Raw genomic sequence first — 18,166 nt, 5'->3', positions numbered from 1 at the left:
AAAAAAGAATTAAAGAGGAAAAAAAAGAGTTAAACTTTTAAGTAATTACTAATAAAGTAATACTATTATATGTTAAGCCATTGTTTAAATTCAGCTGCTTTATTTTTACTAATAATAATTGCTTCAGGAGTTTCTGATTGTAAAACAATTTTTAATTGACTCTTTCCATATTTAATTATTTTATCAATAGAAGCAATATTTATAATAAACTGCCTATTCGCTCTAAAAAACAAGGATTCATCAAAATTAGTATACATATCATCTAAACTTGCATTAGATGTAGATTTTTTTCCATCAAAACAAACTACATAAGTAATTGTGTTTTCTGTATAAACGTAAGCAATGTCTTTAATTAGCACAGGTACTAACTCATTTCTCATGTACGTTAAAATTCTATTTTTATTTTTTTCTGAATTTCCTTCAGTTTTATCTTGCTTAGTTACTTTTATTACTTTTTCCTTATAAGATACAAGATCAGTATTTAGCTTTGATAAATTCATTACTTCAGAAGTCAAATTAGAGTTTTTTAGTTCTAACTGTTTTTCATAACGACTACCAATTATCCTTACTGCAAATGAAGATAAAACAATAACTAAAATACCCATAATTAAAAAAATTAGGTAAAAATTTCGTCTTAGCTTTTTCATTTGAATTTTAATGCTATTCACATTAACATTTGCCGCTACAATAAGATCGGACGTTTTAGTTGGTGCAATATGAATTACTTCCGAAGTTAATTGAGCTGTATTTGATGAATTTGTAACAAGCAGTTCATACAAATCATCAGAATTATTCTTTCCTTTTAAAGATGATAACAAGTTTGAATTAGAGTTAATACTTTGTCCGATTTTAGTTATATCTGGATGACATACCTTTTGTCCAGACCAATTAAACACACTAATAAACCAACTATCTGAGCTAGTTTCAGTAATTGTTTCTTGAAGATTGTTAATAGCTTTATTCTTATCTAAGTTGTTAGATAATTGAAAATCTAACATCCTAGCTATTTCATTTGCTTCTCTTTTACTAGATTCAACTTGAACCTCTATAAGTTGATTAGCACTAGCTTTTATAAAATAATTAGAGGCAACAGTTGCCACTATTAAAAAGACAAATGCTATTGACAAAATCGTTAAAAAATACAATCTATCTTTTCTCATGTTTTACTTTTCAAAAAACGAAATATACTACTATTATTGGTTTTTTAGTGTTTATTTTTTCTTCTTCAACTTTTAATATTACCTTTTCACGTAGATTTGTTCTGTAATTTTGAAATAATTCTTTTTCTTTGAAAAAGAATTAACTTTTGAAAATGTGATTACCAAAAAGACTTTCTTTTTCGCTATTATTTTCTTATTCCTATTATTGATTGGAATAATTACATATCAGTTTTTGATTGTTAATAAAAAGCATTCAAGTACTTCAAAAGTTGAAATCAGTATTCAGTCAACTAAATTAGTAGAGGCTTTTATACATAATGAAACTAAAGCTGATGATTTATACATCAATAAACTAATACAAGTTACTGGAGTTATTAAAGAAATAAATTTTTTAAACGATAAAACTACCCTCATTTTAGAAGGTAACAACTCTAATAATTCTGGAATTATTTGTGACATTCATAAAAGTCAAACAAAAAAACTAACCAACATAAAAAAACATCAAAAAGTAACTTTAAAAGGAATTTGCAAAGGTTTTTTAAAAGATGTAATACTTTTAGATTGTTATATAGATTTTAAAATTAATGAATAAATTACTTGTACTCTTCCTATTCAGTGCTCTTTTTATTACTCAAATAAGTGCACAAAATCAATTTATTGCTCGGCAGGGGCAAGTTTCATTTTTCTCTTATGCTTCTGTTGAAAATATAGAAGCTAAAAACAATCAAGCTTTAAGTATTTTAGATATTGAAAAAAAAGAAATAGCTGTAAGTATGTTAATGCGTGCTTTTGTTTTTAAGAAAAACTTGATGCATGAACATTTTAATGAAAGTTATATTGAATCGGATGTTTTCCCTAAAGCAACTTTTGAAGGAAAGATCATTGATTTTGATCCATTAGCTTCTGGAGTTCAAACTAAATTAATAAAAGGTACCATTACCATTCGTGGTATCTCTAAAGAGATTTCTATAAAAACATCAATTAGTAAAACTCCAAAAGGATTTTATCTAGATGGTGAATTTAGTTTAGTTGTTAAAGATTTCGAAATTAAAATACCTCCAATTTTATCTAATAATATTGCCAAAATTGTTTCAGTTAAAATCAAAATCCAATACCTTCCTTATGAAGAAATCAATCGTTAAATATTTATTCTCTTTTTCTTTTATAGCAGGTTTGTTTTCCATGAATGCTCAAAGTTTATTAACTAAACTAGAAAAAGAATACCAAACAAAGCCAGTAAACGAAATAGCCACTTTTAAAACTACAAGAATTGGTTTAGGTCATTCTATTGAAACTAGAAAAAAGGGAGCTTTAGAAATCTCTCTTTATAGTAGATATTGGAATCATAAAGAGGGGAACACGCAACGTTTTTTAGCAGATGAAGTTAGTGTACGCTTTGGTTTAGACTATGCTATTACTGATAATTTTACAATTGGTGCTGGCTATACAAATTTTAATAAGGTTACTGATGGTTTTCTAAAGTATAAAATTATTAAACAAAAAAGAAACACTAACAAATCCCCTTTTAGCATTGTCCTTTTTCAAGGAACTTCTATTAGAAAGAATAAAAATTCTACATCTGGATTATACGGAAGTAGTACTTTAGATTCAAACATCTATAGTTTTACAAGTCAAGTTTTAATTGCCAGAAAATTTAACAGAAAGTTTTCTATGCAGTTAACGCCAACTTTAATTAATCGTACTAATAGTGTTTTTGAAGGTCAACCCAAAAGCCAATTTGCTTTAGGGCTTGGAGCAAGGTATAAAGTAGGAGGACATGTTTCTATTGTTTCTGAATACTATCATGTAACCAACCCTGTAAAATCACCTATAAAAACTTACAACCCTTTTATGGTTGGAGTTAACTGGGAGCTAAGTCATTTACTTTTACAATTTCAAATTACAAATGCTCGAAGTTTTTCTGAGGATGCTTTTATTACACAAACTCAAAATAATTTCAACTTTCATGATGGTAATTTCCATTTTGGTTTTAATGCAACATTTGTATTACATTTAAGTAAAAACAAACTTTAAATTAAGTTTTCAATACTATAAAAAATCGTCTAAAAGTAAATTCTAGACGATTTTAAATAAAAGTAGTTAGTTGATTTTGATAAATCATAAAAGGTAGTACTATGTTTAAATTTAATATTACCTATAAAATATTTCCCCTTCCAGTTATACTGGCTCATCAAATATCTATTTAATTATTAATTGTTTTTCACAAAATTCCTTAAGCGTATTATTTTTAGTCATAAACGAAAGTAATAGAATAGAAATATTTTATCTATTCTTTCTTACATTATAGTAACAGGGAGTAAACTAAAAGGTTTAATGCTCAATGGCGATTCCCATTGAGCATCAAGGGGTAAAATTGTAAGTTAAGTAGTTCTTATAAATGTTTCTTTTTAGTGACCTCTTTCTTATATGGTGAGATTTACTTTATGTTTCATTTATCTAGTAAATGTATTTGTTACTACTTACACTATTATGACACATTTCCACACAATAAGTCACTGATTATCATGATATTTTAACATTTTTTACTTTTATAATCTATAAGCTTTATATTAGCTAAAAAAACTGTTATGAAATACTTTTATCTATCATTTTTACTTTTTATTCTATTAAGTTGTTTTTCAACTCATAAAATAGTGTTTGAAAAATTTAATTTTATCCATAAAAGTGATACAACTTCTTATAACGAAATACGCTTTACAGGAGGTTCACCACTTGATACTCATAAAGTAATGTATGATAAGTTTGGAAAATGGAGTAAAAAAACATATTCAAATAATATAAAGCACCCCATTTTAATATGGGAAAATATAGACTTATTTTCAAATGGAAAAAAGTATACAATTATAACTAATGGTTATGAAGCGTTTAAATATTCTTACTCTTCGATTATAATATTAGATAAAAACGAAACAGATTTACTATCTGAATCATCATCTGAAAAAAAAGTCTTAGCTAATTTATTTTCACGTCTTATAAATAAAAACAATCTGAAAAAAAGAGATTTTTATGAACCCTACTGGAAAGAAGTAGATCCTGAAAAATATAAACGCATAAAAAAAAGGGGTTAAAATAAATTTTAACCCCTTTTTATTTTTCTACAAAAATTATCCTTTAACAGGAACTATAACTATCGTTTTTCCCCAACCTAAATTCATGGTAAAGTTATCGCCTTCACCACTAAAAGCTATTGAAAAAACTTCTAATTTTTCTTTTGCTGTTGAAACCTTTCCGGTTACACGAACTACATCTTCACTTTCTTTATAAAAATATGATCCCCAAACATTTTTAGCTGTACTTAAAATTACAGTCCATTTAGTTGCTCCTGGAATTGTAAATAAAGTGTATGTACCTGCCTTTACTTCTTTACCACCAAAATTCACATTTTTATAAAAAGTAATTTCTGCTGCTTCATTAGCTCCCGTTCTCCATACTTTACCTGCTGGCGCTAATTTATCTAAACCTCTTCCTTTTAACTGAGGGCGACTATATATTACTTTTACCTTCTTATTAGAAACTCTATAGCTTGAAGGGTATGACGCTGCATCCATAGGACTTTTATCTAATCCTGGAAATTCTTGCGCATTTATTTCATTTGAAAACACTAGCGCTATTGTAAATACAATAATTGATAAAATTGATTTTTTCATTATTCTGTGTATATGTGATTATTTCGTATTCGTCTACAAATCTAAATATCCTTACGTTAAACTTTTATTAATTTTAAAAAAATATTTTTACTTTTTAGCTACTAAAAATCTTCTTTGCTTCATTAACTCATATATAAACAATAACAATACACTTAGTCCAAAAAGAGGTAATAAAATTGCTAAGAACACTATAAATAATATAACTACTGCCCCCACTTTAAAATCTTTTTTTACTTTAGGTATTCCCCAGTTTCCTTTTTGCCTTCTTAATAAATATGAAAAAACAGCTCCAATACTCATTAATGTGAGTGCAATGGCTACCCCAAACATTAGCCACCAATTCCATACTCCAAACTGTCCTTGATGAAATACCATAACCCACATTCTTCCTCTCATTAAAATACCTACATCACTCCAGTTATGCGCCTTTAGTAATTTACCAGAATATTGATCAAAATGTAACATTTTTTGAGCTTTTAAGTTACTTGTTTTATTAGATACACTAAATGTGCTTTTGGACGATTTTGGTAGTCCTATACTTATTGTACCCTCTAAATTTTGCTGTTTTGCTATAAAAACCATTTTATCTAATGTTAATGATTTATTAGCAATCGCTGAAGATAACCCTCTTCCATTCCATGTTTTTGGATATCCTGTATTGGTTACTTTCTGCACCCATTTAAAATTACCTCCAAAAACATCAGTCCATGGTAAACCACCTGCTAAGGTTAGTAATAACAAACCTGAAATCCAAAACCCTAACACTGCATGTACATCTCTAAAAAGAATTCTTTTTCCTTCTTTGTATCTAATTGTAAAAACACCTTTAACACCTCTTTTAAAAGGCCACCAAATATATAGACCTGTAATAATAAGTACAATCATCCAACTTGCAATTAGTTCAATAATTTTTGTTCCTACTTTACCTCCTAATAATTCACCATGCAGTTTTCTAACGCTATACATCCATGTGTCTTTTGATGAAAACTTTCCTGATACTTCATTAGTATATGGATTTACAAATAGTGATTTTTTATGACTAAATCTACCTGAAACAAACTCTGTACTTTCTTCACTATTTACAGGTAAAACCATTGCACTTGGTTTCTTTTTCATATGCTGTATAGCAACATCCCATTGTTGTTGAAAGGAGTGTTTTACTTCACCTTTTCCTACTACATGTTGAATATTCTTTTTTACCTCCTTTTCTACTTTAGGATTAAACAAATAAATAGCCCCCGTCACCGAAAGCACTAATACGAAAGGTAATGATATTAAACCAGCAATAAAATGCCACTTCCACAACCATTGATTCAAATTTCTATTTTTCATTTTATTCGATTCCAAAAAAACAAACAGAGTTAAACTATATCAACTCCATTCATTTCATTCATTAAAAATTATACTTCACTCCAAAATGAAATGCTCTTGGGTTTCCAATACTGTACGTATTTTGTTTACCCCATTTACTATAAGAAGCTCTTACTGCATACAGCTTATCAAAAACATTTAAGGCTTGCCCCCAAATTTCAAACTGTTTGTACGTATAATTTGCTCTAAAATTAAAAACTTGATGACCACCATAAGTAGAAGTTCCAAAAACTGAATTCCCTAATCCATCTTTACCAACAACGGCTTGCCCTTCAAAACTAGTATTATATTTTCCTATTTGTTCATGTTCAAGTGTTACTAATAAATTATTAATAGGTTTATAATTCAAAGAAGTTGTTGCTATATATTTAGGTGCAGTTTGCATATCAGTATTAGAATAATCTACATTATTATCAAAAAAAGAACGATACTTATGAGTTGCATAACTACCACTATAATTCACCCATAAATTATGAATAAAATTATATTTAACTCCTAACTCAACACCTTTTGAACGTGTTTTTCCAGCATTCTTTTGAACAAAATCTCCGTTATCATTTCTAATAGAAATCAACCTATCAATTCCATCTAATTGATAAATAGCCACATCTACTTTTAATTTTGAAGGAATCATAAAGTACCCTCCAATTTCATAATTATGAAATTTAGCAGGTTGTAAAGAAAATGCATTTCCAGTTGTATTTTTTCCATTTCTAAACAAAGTTCCAACTTGTGGTGGCGTAAATCCTTTAGAGTAATTAGAATATATTCCCGCATTTTTACTTAAATTCAAGTTAACACCTAACTTCGGTGAAAAATTAGTATAGGTTACATTTGTATCTTGTACTCCTGAATTCCCTTCATCTTTGTTATCATACTTATATTTAAAACCATCATAACGAATTGCACCAGTTAACTTAACATTTTGTAAAGGTGATATTTCAAACTGTGCATACCCTGCATAATTAAAAATATCTGCTTCGTACTTTAAAATATAATCTCCTTTTTTAATAGAATAATATATATTTTTAGCAGATGCAACATCAACAGTTACATCAATATTTTCTGCTTGATAAGTTTGTGGTGAAAAATCAGTTGTAGCACCAACTATTAAACTTGAATTAGCAAAATTAAAATCTATTTTATGCTGAATTAAACCAACATAACTTTTAAATTTATTAACGTTAATTTCTCCTTTTCCTGTACCATCTAAAACTCCCCCAACTCTGTTTTGTTTAATTCTATAAGATGGTAATTGGTTCATTTCATTATTTCTGTATATAAAATTAAAAGAAGTTTTATTTCGATCATTCCAAAATTTATCTAACGTAGAACGAAACCTATAAGCTTTTGCCTTACGCTCAGTAAATGTTTGATTGCTTTTATAATTTCCATCTGTATAATTTTTCTCAGAAATTGATCCTGACATATCAGAGCGATAGTTTATATATGTTAAACTATTTGTCCATTGTAAGCTCTCAGAAAACTCATTTGTATTTTTAAATGAAACAGCCGTTTTTTCATAATCAGAATGCCCTACAATACCATTATCTCTTCGTACATGATGCCCTCCAATATAAAAACCATGCTTTTCTTTTAGTGTTGTTGAAGCTTCAAGCTCATATCTTGTTAACCCTAAATCATTAATTTGAAAACCTATGGAACCACCAAACTCTTTACTAGGGTTTTTAGTAATAAAATTAAAGCTCCCTCCAATAGCTTCACTTCCATAAATACTAGAAGCTGGCCCTTTCAATACCTCAACTCTATTAAAGGTCGTATTATTCATTTCTAACAAAGCATTATGATTAAACACTGCTACTGGACGTATTGGCAAACCATCTTCAACATATAAAAACAATGATTTTGTTGATATTGGAGATCGAGTAGCCATAAAATGTTGCTCATTACTTGATGCTTTTGAAGTACTCATAAAAACTCCTGGAACTTGATTTACCAGCTGCTCTATTCCAAATGCTTTCGTTTCCTTTATTTGGTTCGCTGTTAATAATCCAATAGAAGCCGAAACCTCTTGTCTTTTTTGTGTTTCTCTACTTGCCGAGATTATTACTTCCTCTAAGTTTTCAATGTCCTCGTCTAAAACAATAGTATTGTAACCCTCTTTTAAAATTACTTGTTTTGTTTTATAACCTATAGCTGATACTTGTACACTTTCATTTTTTAACTTTATAGAAAAGTTACCATCGAAATCGGTAATTGTTCCTTTCTTTCTATTCTCTTGTGATATAATTGTAGCTTGTACAATAGATTCTTTTTGCTTTGTAACTACTTTTCCTTTAAAAATAGTTTGAGCTGAAGTATTTATTACAACAAATAGTATTGTAATACATACCATTAAATATGTTTTCTTCATTCTTTTTAAAAATTGTAATTTAAATAGATGCTTGATCTATATTTTATTTTAATAGTTCCTTGCGCTAATTTTTGTTGTACTGGATACATTGCTAATGCTCCTATTGTTAGCTTATTTGTATTATACTCAGCTCCAAAACTTGTAAATAAAGCATGCCCTTTTGTATTTTTAATTGGTACATTAAAAACTTTATTACTATCATAAAACTCTCCTGATACTCCCACAGATGGAACAAAATTATTTTTGCCGACATCTTTGAACATATAAAAAAAAGTACTACTAAAGTTAAACTGGTTACCAAATTGGTACTCTTTGCTATTAGCAGTTTTTAAATAATAATTAAGATAGTTTGTTACTCCCCAGTTATTATGTTTATATACATATTGTACGTTGGTAATTACATCAATACTACCAGTACCTAACTGAAAACTTGGGTTAATTGAATTATTAACTGTTTCGTCATAATTTCCAGTAGGAAGCTTTATACCTCCTCCTACTTTTAGTAAGTGATTAGATGTTGAAATCGCATCTTTTTTTTCATTATAACTACTCTTTTTTTTATTTAAAACAGTGTAATTAATTAAAAAAGAGAGATCTCCCAACCCTTCAATTCTTGTTGTTTTTTTCACATAATCTCTTGAGTGAAAATGAAAAGGAACAAAAATTTGAGTCTCTAAACACCCTTTGATTATTGGAATTCTAGACCACACCTGTATTGTATTAAAAAATTCATTTATTATTGGTGAATTATTAAAAATACCATCTTTAGATTGGTACTTTTGATGTAGGTATCTTACCCCTATGAAATTATTATCAATGATTCCTCCCAGCCCTAAACTTCCTCCATTGTTACTACACCCACAGGCATCACAATCATCTAAAAATGAAGTATAATATTTAGGAAAAGGATTGTTTGCTTCTAATTTCACTGATAAAAGACACATTAAAAGCGCTACTATTATTTTATTCTGTAAACCTCTTATCTGTAATAAATTCTTCATCTGTTAATGTTTTTAAAAAAACAATTATTGCTGTCTTCTCCTCTTGTTTTAATTGAATTCCAACGATGCCTTTTGTGCTTTTAAGAATAGGATCTAAATTTTGTGTTTCTTGAATTCCATTAGAATAAAAATTAAGTACTGAAACTAATGAACCAAACCTTCCATCATGCATATAAGGAGCAGTTAGCTCAATATTTCTAAGACTGGGAACTTTAAACTTGTATTTATCTTCTTCTAATAAAGTAACTGTCATTCTTCCTAAGTCATTCAAATCTGGATTAATAGGTAGTCCATTATTCCTAAAAGCATCATTGGTAAATAAATCTGAAGTATGACATGAAGCGCATTTTTCCTTAAAAAGCGCTAATCCTTTTTTTTCTTCATTTGAAAAATCTCCACCCTTTTCCTTTCTAACATATTTATCGTATTTAGAATTCGATGAAACCATCATCAACATAAATTGTGACAATGCTTTAAATGTATTGTCTGCATTTATTTTACCATCTTTAAAAGCTTCACTAAACAACTGTTTATATACTTTATCCTTTTGTAACTTCCCAATAACATTCGTTACAGTTTCATCCATTTCATCTGGATTAGTAATTGGTATTATCGGAAAGAGATCTAAATGAAAAGCTGCTCCATCCCATGAAAATTGTTTTTGAAAAGCTACATTTTGAATAGGCTGAGTATTTCTTTTACCCTTTCTATCTTCAACACCATGACTAAACTGATGACCATGATGGGTAAAAGCAAATTTTTGTTGATGACAAAAAGCACAAGAAACCACACCATCACTAGACAATTTCCCATCATGATACAATTTCTTCCCTAACTCAAACCCTTTCTCAGTAATAGGATTTGATTTCAAATCATAATGTGGCTCAGGAAAATTACTGGGCTTTTCAAATACAAGCTCTACATTAGTATATACCTCATCTTTTTTACAACTAAGAAAAGTACATACCAATAATACTATCAATATTTTTTTCATTACGTATTATTTTTACAATTGATTAAGCTTAATCAATATCAATTAGTATAACAATTCAAAAGAATGGTGTTAAATACCATTCTTTTGAATTACGTAATGTTAATGATGAGTTGCATTATGAACATGATGCACCATGAACATATCTGTATAATTTTCAGATATATTTGAAGCTTTATCACCTCCCATAATAGTTGAGCCCTCAGATAATTTAATCTTTGTTTTTCCGTCTAGCATTTTGTTAGCATCAACTTTAATATGCAATTGAGGAGACGTTTCTTTGCTTACAATAGCAATATCCATAGGTAGGCTTACCTCCTTGTATAAGTCTACCGTAGTTCCTCTACTTGCTATATGTAGCATAAAAGGAGACGTTGTAGCTTGAGTGTTTTCTTTATAGTTCCCTTCTAAAACAAGAAATTTATACCCAGCTTGCCAACTCCAAGTTAAATTATAACCTTCAGCTAAAGTCCAAAAACCTTGTTGCACAGCTTGACCTTGCTTAAAACGCTCTTGATCTACACCTATTCCAAACTTAATTTTGGTATATCTCCCGGCAGGTATATCTTTAAGTGAAATTTGAACTTTTTTAGTTTTATTATTTCCTCCTTCACTTATTATAAAATAGCTATTATCTTTCGGGTAAATTACTTCTTTGCCTTCTTCAGTTATAAGTACAAAATTACTAACGATATAATCAAAAGAATTAATAGTTAATATTTCACCGTTTCCATTAGTATATGTTGAAGTTCCTAATAATAATTTATCATTTGAAAATCCGTTATCAAATTCAATTGCTACTTCATTTTTTCCTTCTAATTTTTCATTTCCTATTTCGTCATCACTACACGAAACAAAAGCCATAGCTAGCGCTATGAAAGTTATTATTTTTTTCATCTTTTATATTTTTTTACAGCAAATTTTAACATACATATTGTTATACTCTTCCATAATAGCTTTGATCATAGAAGAGGCTTCTTACTGTAAGAATTGTATTAAATAAGTTTAAATTATGTGAATAACTACCCTAACCTACTATTAAAAAAAGTAAGCCAGTTAGTTAAAAAAGTATGTAAAAATTAAACTGTAGGTGGATGAAAAATTTCTTTATTAAATAAGTAGTAGTACCCTTTTTTATAGGAAAATTGTTGTGTTTTTTTATAGAAACCTTCTCTTTCACTTTTAACCTTTAAAATACTAACAAATCCTATAGGATATTCTTCCATAGATATTCGTAAAGAGTTAAAATCATCTTCTTGCTGCTGTTCAAGTTTTTTCATAAGCTGACATTTTCCTTTACAGCTCATCTCAGGTTTATCTTTATTTATACATAATATTTTTGATATGTAATCATAATTAATTACATACTCTACAAATGGAGCAATTGGTCTTAACATTGCCACCATATATAAAATAACAAAAATGTATATGTTTATTTTTTTTAACAAACCTTGATTATATTCGGCGCAAAGATAATTTTAGTTTTTTAAAAAGAATATGATATTTAACATATTTCTTTATCTATTAAGAACCTGAACCTTTTAACAATTAATGATTTTCACAAGAATGAGATTCTCTAATTATTAGAAAAAGAATGCTTTGTAACTGCTATTTTAATTTATTCTAAATAAATTACTATATTTGCACTTTATATTAAAAGAATATGATTGTTTTTTACGTTGATAATAAAAAAGTTACGCCTATAGTATCTCTAAATAATGAGAAAACTATCTGTGACTCTATTTGCTCATCAAACTGCATAAAACCAAAAGGTAAATGTTGCAATAAGTACCTAAAAAAAGGCATCAACTGTAAGCGATGCCCTTTAACTTTTGATTTAAAAGCTGTATCTTAAACTAATTATTCAACTTTTAATAAGAAATAGTTTTTCTTACCTCTTTGTAATAACACGTATTTATCAGCTATTAAATCTTTTTCTGTAATTGTAAAATCTTCTTTTACTTTTTCTTTATTTACAGAAATTGAATTTTCTTTTAAAGCTCTTCTAGCATCTCCATTTGACTTTAAAAAATTTGTTTTAGCTGCTAAAGCTCCTATCATATCTAACCCCTCATTGATATCAGAAGTACTAACTGAAGCTTGAGGAACCCCATCAAATACATCTAAGAAGGTTTGCTCATCTAAACTTTTTAAATCTTCCGCTGTTGATTTTCCAAACAATATATTTGAAGCCGCTATTGCTTTATCTAATTCTTCTTTAGAGTGTACAAAAACAGTAACCTCTTCCGCTAATTTTTTCTGTAATACTCTCTGATGTGGTGCTTCTTTATGTTCTTCTATTAAAGAGCTAATAGTTTCTTTATCTAAAAATGTGAAAATTTTGATGTACTTTTCTGCATCTTCATCAGAAGTGTTTAACCAAAATTGGTAGAATTTATACACTGAAGTTTTATCAGCATCTAACCAAACATTTCCTCCTTCAGACTTTCCAAATTTAGATCCGTCAGCTTTAGTTATTAATGGACATGTAGCTGCATATGCTTTTGCATCTTCACCAACATTCATTCTACGTACTAATTCAGTACCTGTAGTTATATTTCCCCATTGATCAGAACCTCCCATTTGTAATTTACAGTTGTAGGTTTTATATAAATGGTAAAAATCGTACCCTTGAATTAATTGGTATGTAAATTCAGTAAAACTCATTCCTCCACTACCTTCTCCAGAGATACGCTTCTTTACAGAATCTTTTGCCATCATATAGTTAACAGTAATACGCTTACCTACATCTCTAGCAAATTCAATAAAAGAAAAACTCTTCATCCAATCGTAGTTGTTTACTAAAATAGGTGAGTTTTCACTGCCATTATCAAAATTTAAAAAACGCCCTAAGGTTCTTTTAATTCCCTCTACGTTTTTAGCAAGTGCTTCTTCATTTAATAAATTACGCTCATCAGATTTCCCAGATGGATCACCAATCATTCCAGTAGCGCCTCCAACTAAAGCAACAGGTTTATGCCCAGCTTTTTCAATATGAACCAATAAAATAATTGGAACCAAACTACCAATATGTAATGAGTCTGACGTTGGATCAAAACCTATATAAGCCGTTGTCATTTCTTTTTGCAATTGCTCTTCGGTTCCAGGCATCATATCATGTATCATACCTCTCCATTGTAATTCTTCAACTAAATTCTTGGTCATTATTATAATCTTTTTTGGTTTACAAATATAGTGTTTCGAAATTTTTTAACATCATCCACATTATGTCAATTTAATTTTAACCATAGAATTAATATTTACCAAACAAGGAACATGAAATCATTTTATATAAAAAACCCTTTTGAGCTTATTTAACAAGGTTGCTTTTTTTATATTTGATAGTTTATATTTTATCATATATGATTTTAGTTACAGGAGGAACAGGCTTAGTAGGATCGCACTTACTATATCATTTAACTCTAAAAAATGATACGGTTTTAGCTATTTATAGAACTGAGGAACGAATAAAGAATGTAGAAAAAGTATTTTCTTATTATACAAATGACACTAATTCTTTATTAAAAAAGATTCATTGGATCCAGGGAGATATAACTGACATTCCTTCTTTAAAAATTGTTTTTTCTAATCTTATAACTCAAGTGTATCATTGCGCAGCATTAGTATCATTTAACCCTAAAGATTATAAAAAAATGCGTAGAGTTAATATTGACGGGACTGCAAATATTGTTAATTTTTGTATTGATAACACCATAAAAAAAATATGCTTTGTTAGTTCAATTGCCACCGTAGGTGATAGTATTAACGATAAAATTATAACTGAAGAAAATGAGTGGCAAGATAGTAGTAATAACCATGGTTATGCTATCACAAAATATGGGGCTGAAATGGAAATTTGGCGCGCAAGTCAAGAAGGAGTAGAGGTAGTTGTTGTAAACCCAGGTGTTATTTTAGGTAGTGGTTTTTGGAAAGAAGGCTCAGGAAAATTGTTTACTCAAGTATTCAATGGGTTTAAATTTTACACTGAAGGGATTACTGGTTTTGTTGGTGTTAAAGATGTTGTTAAGATCATGATTATGCTTGCAGAATCTAATATTAAAAATGAACGTTTTATTCTAGTTTCTGAAAATAAATCATTTAAAGAAGTTCTCTCTTTAATAGCCAAAGGGTTTGATAAAAAAGGACCTACAATAAAGGTGAATAAGCTTGCTACAAAAATATTTTGGCGTATTGATTGGCTAGTAACGAAACTTACTGGAAAAGAACCATTACTAACAAAGAACTCTGCTAAATCATCTCATAATAAATCGTACTATTCATCACAAAAAATAAAAGACGCTTTAACTTTTGATCTTGAACCTATTCCTAAAGTTACTAAAGGAGTTTGTAAAGATTACCTATGATTTCCTTTATCTAATTCATATAACTTTTCTTGTAATTTTTTCCCCTCTTCTATTTCTTTAGAAGTTTCTTTCCCTTTTAAATTAAGAACATTTGGTCTGTCTAATGAATCTTGAATTCGTTGTTTAATAATATAAATATCATACAAGCTATCAATATTTTTCTTTACTAAGTTTAACATTTCAGAATACTCATCTATTCTTGAAGTATAATATTTATTACTTGTATCAAACCTAACAGTATCTATTTTATATTTTTCATATACAACTACCATATAATTCGATAGCTTTTTCAAGTTTTTATTCTTAATATTCTTTGCCGACGATGCCAAATACATATCGGTTAGCAAATTAACCATAGAATCTTTAGGTATCAAATCTTTTGGTTTCTTGTAAATAGTATTACTAGTACAAGAAACCAAAAACATTAATATAAAAAAATATAAAACTTTATTCATTACCTATTAAAAACTAGACGTTCACCTTTAATCTCTTCATTAAATTCTCCTTCATTATACATCAAATTTCCATTAACAAAAGTATGCGTAATTTTGTTTGAAAATTGTTGACCTTCAAAAGGAGACCATCCACATTTATATAAAATATTTTCTTTAGAAACTTCCCAATTTTGAGCAGGATCAACTAAAACAAGATCAGCAAAAAAACCTTCTTTTATAAATCCTCTTTTTTCAACACTAAACAATTTAGCAGGATTATGACACATTTTCTCTACTGCTTTCTCAATAGGTAATACTCCTTCTTTAACTTTTTCTAAAACAGCAGTTACTGCATGTTGTACTAAAGGACCTCCACTTGGAGCTTTGGTGTACACATTATTTTTTTCTTCAAGAGTATGAGGAGCATGATCTGTAGCAATAACATCTATTCTATCGTCTAATAAAGCCTTCCATAACCCATCTTTATCCTTTTGAGTTTTAACCGCTGGATTCCATTTAATATGAGTTCCTTTGACATCATAATCAGCATCTGTAAACCATAAATGGTGCACACATACTTCCGCTGTAATTTGCTTTTCTTCTAACGGAATATCATTTCTAAATAAATGAGTTTCCTTTTCAGTAGACAAATGAAATATATGTAATCGAGCTCCTGTTTTCTTTGCTAACTCTATTGCTTTTGATGAAGATAAATAACATGCTTCTTCACTTCGAATAATTGGATGATATTTAACTGGAATATCATCACCATACTTTGCTTTATACTCTTCTGTATTTTTTCTTATAGTTGCCTCATCTTCACAATGAACAGAAATTAAAAGCTTCGTAGATGAAAATATTTTTTCTAAAACATCTTCATTATCAACTAACATATTTCCTGTTGAAGAACCTAAAAACAACTTAATTCCTGCAACATTTTTAGAATCAGTTTTTAATAGTTCTTCTAAATTATCATTAGTTCCACCAAACATAAAAGAGTAGTTAGCATATGATGTTTTTCTTGCTACTTCAAACTTCTCTTCCAGTAATTCTTGAGTTGTTGCTTGTGGAACAGTATTAGGCATTTCAATAAATGACGTAATTCCTCCAGCAATTGCTGCTTTACTTTCTGTTGCAATATTAGCTTTATGAGTTAATCCTGGTTCTCTAAAATGAACCTGATCATCAATCATACCTGGAATTAAATACTTTCCTTCAGCATTAATAATTGTTGCTGTGGTTGCTTCAATATTAGTTGCTATTTGTTTTATATATCTATCTTCAATTAAAACATCGCCTGTAAAAACCTTGTTTTCGTTAACGATTTTGGCATTTTTTATTAAATATGATTGCATATTATTTTGGTAATCCGTTTAGTCTCATTTTTATAACTCCAAAAAGCGCTTCGTATACTATACCTCCACTCATTTTGGATTCTCCTCGAGTTCTATCAGTAAAAATTACTGATACTTCTTTTATTTTAAATTTATGCTTCCATGCTTTATATTTCATTTCTATTTGAAAAGCATATCCAACAAATTTAACTTTATCTAATTGTATTGTTTCTAAAACATTTCGCTGCCAACAAACAAATCCTGCAGTAGTATCGTGTACTGGTATTCCCGTTATAAAACGAACATATTTAGAAGCAAAGTATGACAATAATACCCTATTCATTGGCCAATTAACAACATTAACTCCTACAGAATATCTTGACCCTACTGAAACGTCTCCTCCCTCAATTGCACATGCATTATACAACCTTATTAAATCTTTAGGATTATGAGAAAAATCAGCGTCCATTTCAATAATATAGTCATACCCTTTATTTAAAGACCACTTAAATCCATGAATATAAGCAGTTCCTAAGCCATTCTTTTCTTTTCTGTTTTCTATATATAATCTATCAACAAATTCTTTTTGTAATTCTTCAACAATTGAAGCTGTTCCATCAGGAGAATTATCATCAACTACTAAAACATCAAAAGCCTTTTCTTGATCAAATGTAGCTCTTATAATTGCTTCAATATTTTCTTTTTCATTGTATGTAGGAATAATGACTATGGTGTCTGACCTCATAATTTTCATCTAAATAAGGGCAAATATACACTAATTTATCACTAATTTTGTGTTAATTAAGAGCTCAAAACACCAATTTTGCAAGCAATAGAACTTATTAATAACTCTGATAGTTGGTTTACCTTAGTAATTCTTTTTACTATCGTATTACTTGCTATACTTAAACTTATAAAACCAAATTATTTGTTGGGGTATACATTGGCTTTTTTTACACCTGGTTTCTTTCAGAAAAAAGCTGAAGAGAATATGTATCTTTTCTCGCCTTTTAAATTTATTTTGTTTTGCTATAGTTCAATTTCTATTTCTTTAGTTTTTTACTTAATAATACAACCATCAACAACTAACAAAAATAATTTCATAACATTTCTAATTATATTGGCTTCTGTATTTTGTTATTTACTTATTAAGTATTTTATAGAAAACATGATTGCTAGCATCTTGGCTATAAAAGGCAACATTAATTATTTTTTGCATGTTAAATATGGTTATTTATTTACTGTAGGTTTATGGATTTTACCTTTAATTATACTCTATAAATATAGTTTACACAGTAGCTATTTTTTACTTACTGGACTAATTACATTACTTATTTTCAGAGCCTTTTTAATAATAACCAACAATAAAAACATAGTTATAGGTAAGTTGTTTTATTTTATTTTGTATTTTTGCACCCTTGAAATAGCACCGCTATTGATTCTTTATAAAACAACAACTACGTAAAGAG

At 28.6% G+C, this 18,166-nt stretch carries 18 protein-coding genes; 6 read left to right on the top strand and 12 right to left on the bottom strand.

From position 1 onward, the window contains the following. Positions 1-65: 65 nt before the first annotated feature. Positions 66-1,160, bottom strand: a complete 1,095-nt coding sequence (locus tag DS884_RS08245; RefSeq protein ID WP_113786433.1) for a LytR/AlgR family response regulator transcription factor — start codon at positions 1,158-1,160, stop codon at positions 66-68. Positions 1,161-1,314: 154 nt separating this feature from the next. Here DS884_RS08245 and DS884_RS08240 point away from each other — a divergent pair, with 154 nt between their 5' ends. The 4 genes from DS884_RS08240 to DS884_RS08225 all read left to right on the top strand — a co-directional run bounded on the left by DS884_RS08240 (position 1,315) and on the right by DS884_RS08225 (position 4,249). Next, a complete protein-coding gene (locus tag DS884_RS08240) occupies positions 1,315-1,752 on the top strand; it encodes an OB-fold protein (RefSeq protein ID WP_113786432.1) in 438 nt (145 codons plus the stop codon). Then, the gene (locus DS884_RS08235) at positions 1,745-2,302 is read left to right on the top strand and encodes a YceI family protein (RefSeq protein ID WP_113786431.1); all 558 of its coding nucleotides are present in this window, start codon (positions 1,745-1,747) and stop codon (positions 2,300-2,302) included. The genes DS884_RS08240 and DS884_RS08235 overlap by 8 nt, the downstream gene beginning before the upstream one ends. Continuing rightward, a complete protein-coding gene (locus tag DS884_RS08230; RefSeq protein ID WP_113786430.1) occupies positions 2,283-3,194 on the top strand; it encodes a DUF5777 family beta-barrel protein in 912 nt (303 codons plus the stop codon). The genes DS884_RS08235 and DS884_RS08230 overlap by 20 nt, the downstream gene beginning before the upstream one ends. A gap of 554 nt (positions 3,195-3,748) precedes the next feature. Continuing rightward, positions 3,749-4,249, top strand: a complete 501-nt coding sequence (locus tag DS884_RS08225; RefSeq protein WP_113786429.1) for a hypothetical protein — start codon at positions 3,749-3,751, stop codon at positions 4,247-4,249. A gap of 36 nt (positions 4,250-4,285) precedes the next feature. On the opposite strand, the gene DS884_RS08220 is transcribed toward DS884_RS08225, so the two are convergent. From DS884_RS08220 to tyrS, 8 genes are all read right to left on the bottom strand, one after another. Then, the gene (locus DS884_RS08220) at positions 4,286-4,828 is read right to left on the bottom strand and encodes a DUF2911 domain-containing protein (protein ID WP_113786428.1); all 543 of its coding nucleotides are present in this window, start codon (positions 4,826-4,828) and stop codon (positions 4,286-4,288) included. A gap of 87 nt (positions 4,829-4,915) precedes the next feature. Beyond that, complete coding sequence (locus DS884_RS08215; protein WP_113786427.1) at positions 4,916-6,160, bottom strand: PepSY-associated TM helix domain-containing protein; 1,245 nt, start codon at positions 6,158-6,160, stop codon at positions 4,916-4,918. A gap of 61 nt (positions 6,161-6,221) precedes the next feature. Continuing rightward, on the bottom strand, positions 6,222-8,573 hold the full coding sequence (locus DS884_RS08210) for a TonB-dependent receptor (RefSeq protein ID WP_113786426.1): 2,352 nt from the start codon (positions 8,571-8,573) through the stop codon (positions 6,222-6,224). A gap of 5 nt (positions 8,574-8,578) precedes the next feature. Next, positions 8,579-9,574 carry a transporter gene (locus DS884_RS08205; protein WP_113786425.1) on the bottom strand — a complete coding sequence of 332 codons (996 nt, stop codon included), beginning with the start codon at positions 9,572-9,574 and terminating at the stop codon, positions 8,579-8,581. Continuing rightward, positions 9,537-10,568 carry a cytochrome-c peroxidase gene (locus DS884_RS08200; RefSeq protein WP_113786424.1) on the bottom strand — a complete coding sequence of 344 codons (1,032 nt, stop codon included), beginning with the start codon at positions 10,566-10,568 and terminating at the stop codon, positions 9,537-9,539. The genes DS884_RS08205 and DS884_RS08200 overlap by 38 nt, the downstream gene beginning before the upstream one ends. A gap of 99 nt (positions 10,569-10,667) precedes the next feature. Beyond that, a complete protein-coding gene (locus DS884_RS08195; RefSeq protein WP_113786423.1) occupies positions 10,668-11,462 on the bottom strand; it encodes an MbnP family protein in 795 nt (264 codons plus the stop codon). Positions 11,463-11,644: 182 nt separating this feature from the next. Next, positions 11,645-11,962 (bottom strand): hypothetical protein, encoded by a 318-nt coding sequence (locus DS884_RS08190; protein ID WP_143032754.1) that lies wholly within the window; start codon positions 11,960-11,962, stop codon positions 11,645-11,647. A gap of 463 nt (positions 11,963-12,425) precedes the next feature. After that, positions 12,426-13,730 carry a tyrosine--tRNA ligase gene (gene tyrS, locus DS884_RS08185; protein ID WP_113786422.1) on the bottom strand — a complete coding sequence of 435 codons (1,305 nt, stop codon included), beginning with the start codon at positions 13,728-13,730 and terminating at the stop codon, positions 12,426-12,428. 197 nt (positions 13,731-13,927) lie between these two features. Between tyrS and DS884_RS08180 the strand changes: the two genes are divergently transcribed. Further along, positions 13,928-14,929, top strand: a complete 1,002-nt coding sequence (locus DS884_RS08180; protein WP_113786421.1) for an SDR family oxidoreductase — start codon at positions 13,928-13,930, stop codon at positions 14,927-14,929. On the opposite strand, the gene DS884_RS08175 is transcribed toward DS884_RS08180, so the two are convergent. Genes DS884_RS08175 through DS884_RS08165 form a run of 3 tightly spaced genes read right to left on the bottom strand, consistent with a single transcriptional unit; the run spans position 14,920 to position 17,442 of the window. After that, the gene (locus DS884_RS08175; RefSeq protein WP_113786420.1) at positions 14,920-15,384 is read right to left on the bottom strand and encodes a DUF4296 domain-containing protein; all 465 of its coding nucleotides are present in this window, start codon (positions 15,382-15,384) and stop codon (positions 14,920-14,922) included. The two genes, DS884_RS08180 and DS884_RS08175, sit on opposite strands and share 10 nt — an antisense overlap. Beyond that, a complete protein-coding gene (locus DS884_RS08170; protein ID WP_113786419.1) occupies positions 15,384-16,718 on the bottom strand; it encodes a dihydroorotase in 1,335 nt (444 codons plus the stop codon). The genes DS884_RS08175 and DS884_RS08170 overlap by 1 nt, the downstream gene beginning before the upstream one ends. Before the next feature lies 1 nt (position 16,719). Next, entirely contained in the window at positions 16,720-17,442 is a 723-nt protein-coding gene (locus tag DS884_RS08165) for a polyprenol monophosphomannose synthase (RefSeq protein WP_113786418.1), read from the bottom strand. A gap of 78 nt (positions 17,443-17,520) precedes the next feature. Between DS884_RS08165 and DS884_RS18795 the strand changes: the two genes are divergently transcribed. Next, on the top strand, positions 17,521-18,162 hold the full coding sequence (locus DS884_RS18795) for a DUF4271 domain-containing protein (protein ID WP_158530829.1): 642 nt from the start codon (positions 17,521-17,523) through the stop codon (positions 18,160-18,162). The last annotated feature ends 4 nt before the right edge of the window (positions 18,163-18,166 follow it).

The sequence above is a fragment of the Tenacibaculum sp. E3R01 genome (genome assembly GCF_003318185.1).
GTDB classification, from domain to species: Bacteria; Bacteroidota; Bacteroidia; order Flavobacteriales; family Flavobacteriaceae; genus Polaribacter; species Polaribacter halocynthiae.
The sequence above is the reverse complement of the archived record's forward strand: the minus strand, read 5'-3'. Positions and strand labels throughout refer to the sequence as shown.